Below are 14,015 nucleotides of genomic sequence, written 5' to 3'. Positions count from 1 at the left end.
GGCCGAACCGTGGCGGGTGGCATTGCGGACGGGGTGGCGGCCCCGTTAGAACACCGGGCATGAAGAGACGGATAGTCATGTCCATGCTCACAGGGGCAACCCTCCTGCTGAGCACGTTCCTCGGCGCGGGGGCGGGAACCGCCCAAGCCGCCGACGTGCCCGCCGAGTTCGGCACCGACTGGCACGACCCGGTGACGGCGGAACCCCCCGTCGAGCGGCCCCACACCACGTCGTGCCAGGTCACCCTCGCCGACGCCCAGTTCCGTGACTTCACCCCCTACCGGAGCGCCTACACCCCGCCGCAGGGCTGCGGCGACCACTGGAGCAAGGTCGTCCTGCGCCTGGACGGCAAGGTGAAGGGACGACAGTACGACCGGCTCGGCTATCTGCACGTCGGCGGGGTCGAGATCCTGCGCACCTCCACCCCGGAGCCCTCGCCCGACGGCATCGAGTGGCATGTCGAGAAGGACGTCACCCGCTACAGCGACACCTTCCGCAGCCCGCAGGACGTCGAGACGCTGATCGGCAACGTCGTGAACGACACCTACACCGGTGTCATCGACGTGCACGTCACTTTGACCTTCTACGCGGGCCGTCCCGCCGAGCGGACCCCCGACCGCGTCCTGACCCTCGCCGGCGCTCCCGGCGGCACCACCCTCACCGCCCCGCGCAACAGCGAGCGGATCGTCGCCGAGGTGTACGCCACCGGATCGGGCGGCGGCTGTGAGGAGTTCTGGTATCTGACCGTGGCCGACCCGGCGTCGTACTCCTGCAAGGCCGACCACGGGCCCTACCGCGAGGTGCAGATCACGGTCGACGGCCGGCTCGCCGGGATCGCCGCGCCCTACCCCAACGTCTGGACCGGCGGCTGGTCCAATCCCTTCCTCTGGTACGTCGTCCCGGCCCCGCACGCCTTCGACGTCCGGCCGATCCAGTACGACCTGACGCCGTTCGCCGCGCTGCTCGACGACGGCCGGCCGCACCGCGTCGAGGTCTCCGTGGCCGGTGTCCCGGCCGGGCAGTCCGGCTGGAGCACCCCGGTGAACGTCCTGGTCTGGCAGGACGCGCACCGCGACCGGCTCACCGGCGCCGTCACCGAGGACACGGCGACCGATCTCGCCAACTCCTCCGTCTACACGCCGGGTGCGGAGAACCGCGTGGACACCCGGGCGGGGCACCGGCTCACCGTCTCCGGCTACCTGGACACCTCGCACGGCCGCGTGACCACCACCGTCACCCGGACGCTCGGCAACACCTCCGCGCACCGCTGGACCGACGGCGAGAACACGGACGGACTCGACGCGACCTGGACCGACGACGAGACGGTCACCGTCGCGGGGCACGGTCCCGTGCGGACGACGCACACGCAGCGGACGTACGCCATGAACGGCGCCACGACCCTCGGCTCCGACAACCGGCTGCGCACCGTGCTGACCCTCGGCGACCGCGCCTCGGTCACCGAGGAGCGCGACGGGCGCCGCACGGTGTGGTCCCGGCTCGACGACACCTATCGCGGCGACGCCGCGTACACGCTCGACGTCCCGCGCGACCAGCGGCACGCGGTCGGCACATCGACCGAGCGCTATCGGCTGTACGGCTCGGACGGCTGCTACGACCGCTCGCTGACGTCGGTCCAGGGGGTGCTGACGGAGGATCGCGACCGCTGCTGAGGCGGCAGGGGTGCGCGGCGGCCGGGGCCGGAGCAGGCCACAGCCGTCCCCTGGCCGCACGCCCCGGCTGTCAGCAGCGCTTGGCCGTCTCCCCGTCGACCAGCGTGTCCAGCAGCACGCCCAGCACCTCACGCTCCTTCTCGGTCAGCGGGGCGAGTATCTCCTCGGCCGCCGAGTGGCGGGCGCCGCGCAGCTCGCGCAGGGTCGCGCGGCCGTCGTCCGTCAACTCGATCCGGGTCACGCGGCGGTTGGACGGGTCCGCCACCCGGCGCACCTTGCCGCTCGCCTCCAGCCCGTCGACCAGCGTCGTCACCGCGCGCGGCACCACTTCCAGGCGCTCGGCGAGATCGGCCATGCGCGGGGGTGAGCCGTAGTGCGCGAGGGTGCGCAGCAGCCGGGACTGGGCCGGGGTGACACCCAGCGCGCGCTGCTCCAGATGGCGCTTCTGGATGCGGTGCACCCGGCGGGTGAGCCGCAGCAACTGCTCCGCGAGCAGGCCCTCGGGATCGGGGGAGGTCATGCGGGAACAATATCAGGATGCCGTTCATTGTGAGTATAGGTAACAATGAGCTACGATCCGTTCCGTCATCGTCGGCCGATCCCTGACCGGCGCCTGCCGACCTCCGTAGGAGCCCATGCATCCCGACCGTGAACCCTCCTGGACCCCGCCTGCCGACGCCAAGGAACAGCCGCGGCAGGTGCGTCGCATCCTGAAGCTCTTCCGTCCCTACCGTGGACGGCTCGCGATCGTCGGCCTGCTGGTCGGCGCCTCCTCGCTGGTCTCGGTGGCCACACCGTTCCTGCTGCGGGAGACCCTCGACGTCGCGATCCCGCAGGGCCGCACCGGTCTGCTGAGCCTGCTCGCGCTGGGTATGATCCTCAGCGCGGTCCTGTCCAGCGTCTTCGGTGTGCTCCAGACGCTGATCTCGACCACCGTCGGCCAGCGCGTCATGCACGACCTGCGCACCGCCGTCTACGGCCGGTTGCAGCGCATGTCGCTCGCCTTCTTCACCCGCACCCGCACCGGTGAGGTGCAGTCCCGCATCGCCAACGACATCGGCGGCATGCAGGCGACGGTCACCTCCACCGCCACCTCCCTGGTCTCCAACGTCACCAGCGTCGTCGCCACGATCGTCGCGATGGTGGCCCTCGACTGGCGGCTGACCGTCGTCTCGCTGCTTCTGCTGCCGGTGTTCGTCTGGATCAGCCGGCGGGTCGGCAACGAACGCAAGAAGATCACCACCCAGCGGCAGAAGCAGATGGCCGTGATGGCCGCCACCGTCACCGAGTCGCTGTCGGTCAGCGGCATCCTCCTCGGCCGCACCATGGGCCGCTCCGACTCGCTGACCACGTCCTTCGCCGAGGAGTCCGAGCGCCTGGTCGACCTCGAGGTGAGAGCGAACATGGCCGGCCGCTGGCGCATGGCCGTGATCACGATCGTCATGGCCGCGATGCCCGCCGTCATCTACTGGACCGCGGGCCTCGCCCTCCAGCTCGGCGGCCCGGAGGTCTCCCTCGGCACCATCGTCGCCTTCGTCTCGCTCCAGCAGGGTCTGTTCCGCCCGGCCGTGAGCCTCCTCGCGACCGGCGTCCAGATCCAGACCTCGCTCGCGCTCTTCCAGCGCATCTTCGAGTATCTGGACCTGCCGATCGACATCACCGAGCGCGAGCGGCCCGTCCGCCTGGACCGGATCAAGGGCGAAGTCCGCTTCGAGGACGTGGAGTTCCGCTACGACAGCGACGACAGGACGCGCCCGGTCCTGGCCGGCATCGACGTCACGGTCCCGGCCGGCGACAGTCTCGCCGTCGTCGGACCGACCGGCGCCGGCAAGTCCACCCTCGGCTATCTGGTGCCGCGGCTCTACGACGTCACCGGCGGCCGGGTCACCCTGGACGGCGTCGACGTCCGCGACCTCGACTTCGACACCCTCGCGCGCGCGGTCGGCGTGGTCTCCCAGGAGACGTACCTCTTCCACGCCTCGGTCGCCGAGAACCTGCGCTTCGCCAAGCCGGACGCCACCGACGAGGAGCTGCACGCGGCGGCGAAGGCGGCCCAGATACACGACCACATAGCCGCGCTGCCGGACGGCTACGACACGGTCGTCGGCGAACGCGGCCACCGCTTCTCCGGCGGCGAGAAGCAGCGCCTCGCCATAGCCCGCACCATCCTGCGCGACCCGCCGGTCCTCATCCTCGACGAGGCGACCAGCGCGCTCGACACCCGGACCGAGGCCGCCGTCCAGGAGGCCATCGACGCCCTGTCGGCGAACCGGACGACGATCACCATCGCCCACCGTCTGTCCACCGTCCGCGGCGCCGACCAGATCGTGGTCCTGGACTCCGGGCGGGTCGCCGAACGCGGCACCCACGAGGAGCTGCTGGAGCGCGACGGGCGGTACGCGGCCCTGGTGCGCCGGGACGCTCAGCTGGAGCCGACGAGCTGATGCGGGAGGCGGCGATCTCGCGCGACAAGGAGACGCTACCGCCGACAAACTGACTATATGCCGGGTTTGTAGTGATATGCGTATTACCGTGCCTGCATGCAGCTGAAATCTCCGCCACGGAACACGATCCGACTGACCCGCCGGGGCAGGCTCGTCCTCGTCGTGGCCGGCGCCGTCGTGGCCGGCACCGCCGTGGCGGTGCCGCTGCTGACCCTGGGGGCCGCACCCGAGGAGCCCAAGCCCACCATGCTGGTCATCCCGGAGGGCTGGCGCGCGGGCCAGGTGTACGAGGCCGTCGACCGCGCCCTTGAGCTGCCCCCCGGCAGCACCCGCAAGGCCGTCGGCAGGGCCGGCCTGAAGCTGCCGAACGACGCCGGGGGCAACCCCGAGGGCTATCTCTTCCCGGCGACCTATCCCATCCGGAAGGGAGAGACCCCCGAGTCCGTGCTGCGGTTCATGGTCGACACCGCCAACCGGAAGTTCAACGGCCCGACGCTGACGGCCGGTTCGCAGCGCCACACCATGAGTCTCTACCAGGCCGTCACCATCGCCAGCATCGTCCAGGCCGAGGCCGCGACCAAGGCCGACATGGGCAAGGTCGCCCGGGTGGTCTTCAACCGGCTGGAGCGCGGAATGCCGCTCCAGATGGACTCCACCGTCAACTACGCGCTGAACCGCAGCACCGTCCGCACCAGCCAGGACGACACCAGGATCGAGAGCCCGTACAACTCCTACCAGCGCATGGGGCTGCCGCCGACGCCGATCGACAACCCCGGCGAGGAGGCGATGCGCGCCGCGGTCAACCCGACGCCGGGCGACTGGCTGTACTTCGTCACCGTCAAACCCGGGGACACCCGCTTCACCGCCGACTACCCGGCGCACATGCGCAACGTGGCCGAGTTCAACGCCCTCCACCAGGGGACGGGCCAGACGCAGACACCGAGCGGCGGTCCGCAGCGGCCCCCGGTCGCCGCGCAGGACGCGGGCCGCTGAACCGGCGGGACGTCACGCGGCGACGGCCTCCTCCCCGGCCAGCAGCCGCCGGATGTCCCGTACGGCCGCCCGCCCGGCCCTGTTCGCGCCGATGGTGCTGGCCGAGGGGCCGTACCCGACCAGATGGATCCGCGGATCGGCCGCCACCCGGGTCCCCGCCAGCCGGATACCGCCGCCCGGCCCGCGCAGCCGCAACGGCGTGAGATGGTCGAGCGCGGCCCGGAACCCGGTCGCCCAGAGGATCACATCGGCGTCCACCCGCCGGCCGTCGTCCCAGGCCACCCCGTCCGGGGTGATCCGGTCGAACATCGGCTGCCGGTCCAGCACCCCGTCCGCGAGCCCCTGCCGGACGGCGTCGTTCAGCGGCAGCCCGGTGACCGAGACGACGCTGAGCGGTGGCAGCCCCTGGCGCACCCGTTCCTCCACCAGCGCGACCGCGGCGCGGCCCGCCTCCTGGTCGAAGGGCCCGGCGCGGAACACCGGAGGCCGCCGGGTCACCCAGGTCGTGGCGGCGGCGAACGGGGCCAGCTCCAGCAGGTGCTGGGTGCCCGAGGCACCACCGCCCACCACCACGACCCGCAGCCCCGCGAACTCCTCGGGCCCCGCGTACTGCGCGGTGTGCAACTGCCGTCCGCGGAAGGTCTCCTGCCCCGGATAGCGCGGCCAGAACGGACGGTCCCAGGTGCCGGTGGCGTTGATCAGCGCCCGCGTCGACCACACGCCGTCCGAGGTCTCCACACGCAGCCGTCCCGCGTCGCCCTCGCGCACCGCCCGCACATCGACGGGGCGCCGTACCCGCAGGTCGAAGACGCGCTCGTACCGGTCGAAGTACTCGCCGATCACCTCCGCCGACGGCCGCGCCGGATCGGCGTCCGTCAGCTCCATGCCGGGCAGCGCGTGCATCCCGTGCACCTTGCCGTACGTCAGTGAGGGCCACCGGAACTGCCAGGCGCCGCCCGGTCGGGGGGAGTGGTCGAGCACCACGACGTCGCGGCCGGGCTCGAAACCGGTGCGCCGCAGATGGTAGGCGGCCGCCAGCCCCGCCTGACCGGCGCCGATGACCACAACCTCGACCTCGCGTGATTCGTTCACGCTTCCACTAACAGGGTGCCGGACCCAGATCTTCCCGCTGCCGCGCCGCTCGCTGCCTGACCATCCGGACCCGGTGGCACCCGCCCCTTGCCCCTCGGCGCCGCAGGTCACGAAGGCTCCACTGTTATCGTCGGACGCAACGGCCCGCGTCTGTCGGCCGATGGCATGTCTCAAGGGGGATCAGTGACGACCGCAGCACAGCGGTCCGCCGTTTCCGGCGTCATACGTCCGACCGGCGCCGCCGAGGCCCGGGCCGGTGCCGCCCGGTGAGCCGCCGAGCACGCAAGGCCGCCCCCGCCACCGACGGACCGGCCCGCTGTACCGTCACCGTCTGCCGCGGCTGCTGCTGCGGCACCGCGAAGATCCCCGGCATCGACCACGCCGCTCAGCTGGCCGGGCTGCGCCACGCGCTCGACGGCCTTGCGCAGGTGCGGGTGACCGACTGCCTGGACGCCTGTGAGCAGGCGAACGTCATCGTCGTCCAGCCCTCCGCCGCCGGCCGGGTGGCCGGCGGCCGCCCGGTATGGCTGGGCCTGGTCAACGACCCCGACGCCGCCGACGACATCGCCACCTGGATCGAAGCCGGCGGCCCCGGTCTCGCCGAGCCGCCCGGCGTGCTCGACCTGTACGCGTTCACCCCCTCCCGCCGCATCAGCCGAGGCGTCGACGGCTGACGTCACAGGCCGAAGGGCCCGCGTGACCGGTGCTCAGCGAAAACCCGTTGGCGAAGTCATGGCGGCCACTGCTACGTTTCGGAAGGCCGTGCAAGAGAGCGAGGAGGTGGTACCCGTGAACGTATCGACATGGGTGCTCCCCTCCGGGGTCACGGTCGGGCGATAGGTCGTCCGGGAGCGCCGTTCCATGGCACTCCCGAAAGGCACGACCATGCACGTCACTTCTGCCCGGCGTCTCGACGACGCTGTCCTCGAACGCGAATTCACCCTCGGCGAGATCCCCGGCATCCTGTGGACGCCCTCATCCGCATCCGCACCGACGCCGCTGATCCTGCTCAGCCCCCCTCCTCTCGGGCTGCGCACGGCGTACCCCCGGCTGGCGGCCCGGGCCCGGAACTCCGCGGCGGACGGCTTCGCCACGGCCACCATCGAGCTCCCCGGAAGCGGCGAGCGGCCCCGTCTGCCCGGCGCCGAGCAGGCTCGCGCCGATCTGCGCCGGGCTATTGAGGCCGGTGAGCCGGTCAGCGACGAGATCATCGACGCCCTCATCCTCCCGCTGGTCGACCAGGCGGTCCCGGAATGGCAGGCCGCCCTGGACGCCCTCCTGTCGCTGCCCGAGATCGGCGGTCCGGTCGGATACTCGGGGGGAGTGATCTCCATCGGAACCCGGCTGGCGGCGGTCGAGCCGCGCATCTCGGCCGCTGTTCTGTTCGCCGGGAGCCTCGTCCCTCGCGCCATGTTCGAGGAGGCCCGCCAGGTCACCATCCCGCTGCACGTCCTGTTGCAGTGGGACGACGAGGGGAACGACCGGCAGGCGGCCCTGGACCTGTTCGACGCCTTCGGCTCCAAGGAGAAGACGCTGCACGCAAATATGGGCGGCCATACCGGTGTTCCGCAGTTCGCGGCGGATGCCGCGGCCCAGTTCTTCACCCGACACCTGAAGTGAGGCCCAGCCGTCCGGCCACCGGCGAACACTAGCCGTGCCGGCCCATGGGTCGACGCCGAGCCGGGCCGCGCCACCGGAGAGGGGGCGCGGCCAGGCGCCCGTCCGGTGGCCGAGCCCGGCCTCGGCCAACACCCGCTCGGCGCCGCAGCGTTCGGGCATGTACCCCCTTCCGGGGCGTCGGCCGGGGCGCCGGAAAGGCCACGCCGCATCTCGCTCCGTGGACCGCCGGTATCAGAACCGGCCGTGCCGGGGAGTGTGGATCCCGGCTCATGGGTCAGGATGACCTCATGCCAGATGCCTTCACCACCCGGACGCTGAACGTCTCCACCGGTACGCGGGAGCGCGTCGTCGACCTCACCCAGGACTGCGAGGACTTCCTGCGGGAGGCGGCGGCCGGCCGCGACGGCCTGCTGAACATCTTCGTCCCGCACGCCACCGCCGGGGTCGCGGTCATCGAGACCGGTGCCGGCAGCGACGACGACCTCCTCGCCGCCCTGCACAGCCTGCTCCCCGCCGACGACCGCTGGCAGCACCGGCACGGCAGCCCCGGGCACGGCCGCGACCACGTCCTGCCGGCCATCGTCCCGCCGCACGCGACCCTTCCCGTCATCGCCGGCCGGCTGGAACTCGGCACCTGGCAGTCCGTCTGCCTGGTGGACACCAACAAGGACAACCCGGACCGCACGGTGCGGCTGAGCTTCCTCGGCTGACCGAGCCGATCGTGGCGGAGGGAGCGGCCGCGCCTCACAGCCGATAGGCGAAGCGGAGCGCGCCGCCCTCCTCGCGGTAGAGCCCGCGGCCGCGCTCGCTGAACGGGTTCGGCAGCATGCGCACCTGTCGGTGTTCCGCGTCCAGCACCGAGGTGACCACCAGGATCCGCCAGCGGTCACTGCCGGCGTACTTCTGCGCCGCCCGCACCTCGGTTTCGCCGAGCTCGATCCGCCCGCCCGGCCCCTGGGTGGCCTTGACCTCGTACAGCCGCGGACTCCTGCCGGAGCCGACCGTGAAGTCGTAGCCGAGGCTGTCGTCGCCAGGGCCGGGGAAGACGTGAGCCCGGTTTCCGGAGACCCAGCTCGTCTCGTCGGTCGCCCGGTCCTGTTCGCGCAGCCATTGGTACGCGTACCACTCGCCGACGAAGCCGATCGCCGAGCGCTGGGCCGACGACAGCCCGCGTTCTGCTTCGACGCGCCCGCCTGGCCGTTCACCCGAGGGGCCGGCCGTCCTCCGGGGCGGGATCGGCTTCAGCGCGGCCCAGCGCCATCGGGGGCTGCCGTGGAGCGGGTCGGTTTCCAGAGTGCGGCGCAGCTCCGCGGCCAGCTCGGAGAAGTCGCCGGACTCGATGTCGAAGTCCCGTTCGCCGAGGGAGATGATCCGCTTGCGCTTGGCCCGTTCGGTGCGGGCCCGCTCCGCGGCGTTCCGTGCTCGGTCCAGCTCGGCCGGGGTGAGCCCGTGCACCCGGGGATCCGAGGAGGCGTCCATCCCCGCCGGCCACTGTCCGAGGGCCGCGAGCCAGCCGACGACATCGTCCGCCGAGAGCTCACGGAAGTCGAGCGCGCCCGCCTCGTCCAGCAGGGCGGTGATCTCCTCCGCGGCGGCCGCCTTCGCCAGCGCCGCGGGCAGCGGCTGTTTCGCGGCGTTGACCAGGGCGACCAGGTCGGGTGCCGCCTTGGCTATGACCGCGTGGTTGTGGCTGCGCACCCTGTCCATGGCGGCAAGCCGTTCGCCCTTGGCCGGGGCGGGCGCCCCCAGCCGGGCGGTGAGTGCCTCTTCGACGTGGGCCCGCAGCAGGCCGTCGTCGGCGGTGTCGACGGTGAGCGCCCACTCCTGCGGAGCCGTGATCCATTTCAGGGAGCGGAGGGCGGGCCAGTCGGCGATGGGCCTGCGATGGTCGAACTCTTCCCGACGGGCCCAGCGCAGCCGGTCGATGAGGACGCCGCGACCGAAGTCCACGTACCGGCGTACGGCCTCGTCGTGGGCCTCGGCGTGGCTGATCGGGCGGTACCGGGGCGCGAGCCCCGCCAGGGTGCGGTTCAGGTCCGCGAAGTCGACCTCGGCCACGTTCCGGAGGCCGTCGATGTCCCGCGCGTCGCGCGCGGCCTCGATGAGCTGCGCGGCGGGCAGTGGAAGGGCGCCCTCGTACGGTGCGAGGCGGGCGAGGAACTCCCGGGCGTCGGCCGGAGCAGGCTCCGTCAGCTCCCTGGCCCTGCCGGCGCCGAGCGCGTGGACGAGGAAGGGGTGGCAGCGCTCCAGCACTCCCGCCAGGGAGCCGTCGAGGCGGTGGGCGGTCTCCCCGACCTGGTCGACGGAGAAGTCGAGCGCTGCTGCGAGCTGCCGCTCGGTCGGCTTGTCGAGGGACGCGTGCCACCGCTCCAGTTCGCGGGCGGCGAGCTTGAGCGGGACGGCGTACGTCGGACGGTCCAGGACCTGGCTGACCGCGTAGCCGGTCCGGGCCACGAAGTCCCAGGAGAGGGGCAGGTCCGGGGTGAGGACCAGCGGGTGCGAGGGGTCGGGCAGGGGCAGCATGCCGTCCTGCCGTTCCGGGAGTTCCACGTCCGCCCCGTCGAGGGTGATCTTCAGCGAGAGGTAGCGGTGGACGCGGACGCGGCGGACGGCGGCGACGAGTTCGGTGAGCTCGGCATCGGTCGGACGGCCGCCCCGGGGCGGATGGTCGGCCAGCACGCCCACCGCGAGCGGAAGCCACGGCAGCTCGTCGACGAGTGGCGTGCCGAGCCCTTCGGTCGTGCCGGAGGCTCCGACGACGGTGGTGCCGGAGGTGCTGACGATTTCGACCGACAGGTCGGCGTCGTCGGCGTGCCGTATCGCGTCCGGGCAGCGCCGGCGCAGGATGCGGGCGACGTCAGCCGCCGCTTCCGGCACCACGAGCAGCGGAAGCGTGAGCTCTCCGGCCAGGCGTGCCTTCAGGCTGTCCCGGTCCCCGGTGACGTACAGCCGGACCGAGCCGTCGAGGAGCGTGGCGAAGTCGACCGCGATGAGCTGCTTGCCCCGCTCCGCGAGCAGGGCCGAGCCGATGAGCGGCTCGATGGAGGACGCCTGGGCGGCCAGGCTCTGCCAGGCGCGCTCGTTCGCCCGCTGAAGGGCGGCCCGGTCCCCGTCGTCCACGGCGTCCGTCTTCACCAGCTCGCCCAGGGTGGCGATGAGCCGGGCGCTGTCCCGGGGGTCGCCCCAGGTCGGCAGCCCGGCGTCGCGCAGCCGTCGCAGGACCTGATCGTCGTCCAGCAGGGGACGGAGCTGCCGCAGCACGGTCGGGGCGAAGACCGGCTCCTGCTCCAGGGCCGCGGGGGCATGCCACGCCTCGTCCGGCCGTACGAAGCGGACGCTGCCGCCACGGCCACGCACCGGGAGCCAGCGCTGACCGCGGACGAAGGCGGACAGGGGAGTCGGGACCTGCTGGTAATCCTTGTTGCCCGTCCGGTCCCGGTGCCAGACGCTGGTGAGGTGCTTGTGCTGCCACCGGGCCAGGCCGTCCAGGACCAGTCGTGCATAGGCGATCCGGCCCGGTTCGCTCAGCCGCCCGGCGACGTCCTGGCCCGGCAGCCGGAACGCGGCGGTTCCGACGTACGGGGTGTACCGATGAGCGACCCGGCTCCGCGCGCGGTCGATGAACGGCCGCCACTGATCGGCGACCACGTCGGACACCTTCGCCATGCTGATCAGGTTGCTCGTGGTGAGCATCCCCCCCTCGGCCTGCGTCTCCGCGCCGGCGGACACCACGGGCAGCAGCCCGTCGGTGACGCCGAGATCGCCGAGGAACTCCCGCCACGCCTCCAGGGTTTCGCCCCGCCGCAGGAAGCCCTCGGGCGGCGCCAGGAGCCGCTCCGCCATGAAGCGGAGGCCGGCCGAGGACTCCCGCCCCTCAGCGACGACGGAGGCCAGCGCGTCGCCCTGGGTCCCGGTCCATCCGGCCCCGAACACGGCATCGGCCGCTTTGATGGTGGGGCCTTCGGCGGAGGGAACGTACAGTCCCAGCTGGCGCAGTTGCAGCGACTGTGACTGCCTCGACTGGTGGAGGCGGAACACGAAGCGGAGGGCCTGTTCGCGCAGCCGCGCCGAGGTGCTCTCGGTGAGGGCGCGGCGGACGTGGTCGAGCAGGCCGGCGGCGTCGAAACGGCGGACGAGCCGGAAGCGTTCCAGGAAGAGCCGGGCTTCCTGACGTCGTACGTGACCTTCCTCCTCCACCCAGTTCAGCCCCGGGTGCAGATAGAACATGCGCTTCTTCAAGGCGTCGGGCACGGCCAGGGCCTGGTCACCCGCTGTCTCGCCGCGAGCCGGCTGGAAGAACGCCTCCCGCCTGGCCGCTCTGCGCCGCGAGCCGTCCTTCGTGCCCGTGGACTGGTCGCCGTTGGCCCGCCGGAGCTCCCCGTCGTCCGCCAGCAACAGCTTCCTGCCCCGCAGTACTCCGCCCTCCTCCTTGAACAGCAGGGCGAGATCGGCGTACACGCCGTTCCAGTGGTCGGCGGGAGCATCGGGAGCGGGCCGCGGCAGCGTTTCCACGATCCGCTCGGCATGGTCGGCCCGCTGCTGCGCCGAGGGCTCCAAGGGGCACTTGAGCGCCTCGCACAACCTCGCGAGACGCTTCAGGGGCTTGGCCCCGACGTCCGGGTCGGCCACGGCGATGCCCACCGCCCCGGCCGCCTCGGCCGTGAGCACCGACAGCCTGAGATCGGGCCAGAGCACGGAATCGCGGGGCGTGCCCCAGGAACCGTGCGCAGCCCCGCGGTCCATCAGTGGTACGACGGGGACGTCCGCGAACTCGGCGCCATGCACCCGCTGCGCCGCTTCGCGCAACAGGTGGTGGGAGCGCGGCTCGTGCTCCCATGTCACAAGATCGACCGCCAGCCTGCGGTCCGAGGGCCGGGCCCCCTCCCGCAGCATGGCGGCCGCCGCCAGGGAGGTCTCGGCCGCCGCCGCGAACAGCATGCTGTTCAGCGGGTGCTCCCGGTCGAGGGCCGTACGGTCCACCTTCGTGAAGAACGGGGCGTTGAGGTGTCCCCGCAGGGGCGCGCCGGCGTCCTCGCCCAGGGGGAGGAAGGTGTAGATCCGGCCACCCCGCAGCGACTCGGCGCCGTCGAGGGGCAACGCCATCTCGACGACGGCCGGTTCCTTCCAGTCGCCCCACGAGTCGTCCAGCTGCCCCCGCTCGGTCGCCGCCTCGAGCGTGGCACGCAGGCGCGCCACGGGCACCTCGCCCCTGGCCACCAGGTACGCGCCCAGGGAGCCGAGATCGACACGGGCGAGGGAGACGACCGGAACGCTCTGCGCCGCACCGGCGAGCACACCGTGCCCCTCGGGCTGGTCCCCGCCGAGCGCCAAGGGGGCTTCCCGCCGGGTGAGTTCCGTACGGCGGGGGGCTTCGCCTCCGCGCCGTTCGATGACCAGTCGGTCGAGCCGGTCCAGGAACAGCATCACGGGAGCCTTCGCGGCGCCCAGCTCGTCGAGGCGGCGCACGGCCGCACGCCGGGAGGCCTCGTTGCGCAGCGGGATCCTGATGACCGTCACATGACCGTCGGCGGCCAGCTCCTTGCACGTCGGGGGCACGTCCGAGAGGGGGAAGGGGACCTGGAAGGGCGGGAGTTCCTCCTCCGCCCTGCGGACCAGGTCCTCGTCGCGGAGCAGCACCCGAAGGTCGTCCCCCACCGCGAACCGGAAGCAGTACCCGTCCAGCACGGCCGGACCCTCTCCGGCCGCGCCGGCGCTGTAGACCTCCGGGGCGTCCGTGATTTCCAGGATGCTGCGGAAGCCGACCCCCTTGTTCCCGATGCCCTCGCCGACGGTCTTCTCACTCCGGGCGAGCTTGCACACGGCCTGGATGCGGGCCCAGGTGAAGGGAGTGCCGCCGTTGGCGACATAGAGCGTGCCGTGCGCCCCTTCACCCTCGTCGAGCAGGACGTGCACGCTCCCGTCGTTCCGGTCTTTGCTGTGAACATCGTGGCCGTTCTGGAGCAGTTCCAGGAGGAAGCGTCCGGCGTAGTCGCGCGCGTTGCCGTGCGAGGCCGCGCGCAACTGCTGGGCGGGTTGCCATACCTGCGTGGACTGCCACTCCCTCAGCACGGCCTGCGCGTAGTCCCACAACTCGCGCGCCCACGTGCCGCTCGGGCCGTCCTCGTCCGTCGTACCGGCCATGCCCCCCCCCCGCTTCCCTGACGATCTCAGGCCGACCGTAGCGCGGGCGTCACCG

Annotated in this window: 9 protein-coding genes and 1 pseudogene; 7 read left to right on the top strand and 3 right to left on the bottom strand. The window is 72.2% G+C overall.

The window, feature by feature from the left end:
• Positions 1–59 precede the first annotated feature (59 nt).
• The gene (locus ACZ5CZ_RS31940; RefSeq protein ID WP_468947823.1) at positions 60–1,670 is read left to right on the top strand and encodes a peptide-N4-asparagine amidase; all 1,611 of its coding nucleotides are present in this window, start codon (positions 60–62) and stop codon (positions 1,668–1,670) included.
• A 70-nt stretch (positions 1,671–1,740) separates the two neighbouring features.
• Here the strand turns inward: ACZ5CZ_RS31940 and ACZ5CZ_RS31935 are convergent, their stop codons facing one another.
• Positions 1,741–2,190: a MarR family winged helix-turn-helix transcriptional regulator gene (locus ACZ5CZ_RS31935; protein ID WP_385842313.1), complete on the bottom strand. Its 450-nt coding sequence runs from the start codon at positions 2,188–2,190 to the stop codon at positions 1,741–1,743.
• A gap of 115 nt (positions 2,191–2,305) precedes the next feature.
• On the opposite strand from ACZ5CZ_RS31935, the gene ACZ5CZ_RS31930 reads away from it, so the two are divergent.
• Positions 2,306–4,114 carry an ABC transporter ATP-binding protein gene (locus ACZ5CZ_RS31930; RefSeq protein WP_468947821.1) on the top strand — a complete coding sequence of 603 codons (1,809 nt, stop codon included), beginning with the start codon at positions 2,306–2,308 and terminating at the stop codon, positions 4,112–4,114.
• 96 nt (positions 4,115–4,210) lie between these two features.
• Positions 4,211–5,107, top strand: a complete 897-nt coding sequence (gene mltG, locus ACZ5CZ_RS31925) for an endolytic transglycosylase MltG (protein ID WP_385842315.1) — start codon at positions 4,211–4,213, stop codon at positions 5,105–5,107.
• A gap of 12 nt (positions 5,108–5,119) precedes the next feature.
• On the opposite strand, the gene ACZ5CZ_RS31920 is transcribed toward mltG, so the two are convergent.
• Complete coding sequence (locus tag ACZ5CZ_RS31920) at positions 5,120–6,199, bottom strand: FAD-dependent oxidoreductase (protein ID WP_468947819.1); 1,080 nt, start codon at positions 6,197–6,199, stop codon at positions 5,120–5,122.
• Positions 6,200–6,274: 75 nt separating this feature from the next.
• Here ACZ5CZ_RS31920 and ACZ5CZ_RS31915 point away from each other — a divergent pair.
• From ACZ5CZ_RS31915 to ACZ5CZ_RS31900, 4 genes and pseudogenes are all read left to right on the top strand, one after another.
• A pseudogene (locus ACZ5CZ_RS31915) lies at positions 6,275–6,469 on the top strand (hypothetical protein); the annotation flags it as partial.
• Positions 6,466–6,873: a (2Fe-2S) ferredoxin domain-containing protein gene (locus ACZ5CZ_RS31910; RefSeq protein WP_468947817.1), complete on the top strand. Its 408-nt coding sequence runs from the start codon at positions 6,466–6,468 to the stop codon at positions 6,871–6,873. The pseudogene ACZ5CZ_RS31915 and the gene ACZ5CZ_RS31910, both read left to right, overlap by 4 nt.
• A 211-nt stretch (positions 6,874–7,084) precedes the next feature.
• On the top strand, positions 7,085–7,819 hold the full coding sequence (locus tag ACZ5CZ_RS31905) for a dienelactone hydrolase family protein (protein WP_468947853.1): 735 nt from the start codon (positions 7,085–7,087) through the stop codon (positions 7,817–7,819).
• 287 nt (positions 7,820–8,106) lie between these two features.
• Positions 8,107–8,529, top strand: a complete 423-nt coding sequence (locus ACZ5CZ_RS31900) for a secondary thiamine-phosphate synthase enzyme YjbQ (protein WP_385842318.1) — start codon at positions 8,107–8,109, stop codon at positions 8,527–8,529.
• A 34-nt stretch (positions 8,530–8,563) separates the two neighbouring features.
• Here the strand turns inward: ACZ5CZ_RS31900 and ACZ5CZ_RS31895 are convergent, their stop codons facing one another.
• Positions 8,564–13,960, bottom strand: a complete 5,397-nt coding sequence (locus ACZ5CZ_RS31895; protein ID WP_468947815.1) for a sacsin N-terminal ATP-binding-like domain-containing protein — start codon at positions 13,958–13,960, stop codon at positions 8,564–8,566.
• Positions 13,961–14,015: the final 55 nt, after the last annotated feature.

This window comes from Streptomyces sp. NPDC031418, from assembly GCF_055581605.1.
Note: the sequence above shows the minus strand (reverse complement) of the source record. Positions and strands in the feature narration are given on the sequence as shown.

Coding starts and splice junctions, on each gene's coding strand:
- mltG (WP_385842315.1), top strand. CDS start 4,211: ATGCAGCTGAAATCTCCGCCACGGAACACGATCCGACTGACCCGCCGG.
- ACZ5CZ_RS31940 (WP_468947823.1), top strand. CDS start 60: ATGAAGAGACGGATAGTCATGTCCATGCTCACAGGGGCAACCCTCCTG.
- ACZ5CZ_RS31895 (WP_468947815.1), bottom strand. CDS start 13,960: ATGGCCGGTACGACGGACGAGGACGGCCCGAGCGGCACGTGGGCGCGC.
- ACZ5CZ_RS31930 (WP_468947821.1), top strand. CDS start 2,306: ATGCATCCCGACCGTGAACCCTCCTGGACCCCGCCTGCCGACGCCAAG.
- ACZ5CZ_RS31905 (WP_468947853.1), top strand. CDS start 7,085: ATGCACGTCACTTCTGCCCGGCGTCTCGACGACGCTGTCCTCGAACGC.
- ACZ5CZ_RS31900 (WP_385842318.1), top strand. CDS start 8,107: ATGCCAGATGCCTTCACCACCCGGACGCTGAACGTCTCCACCGGTACG.
- ACZ5CZ_RS31935 (WP_385842313.1), bottom strand. CDS start 2,190: ATGACCTCCCCCGATCCCGAGGGCCTGCTCGCGGAGCAGTTGCTGCGG.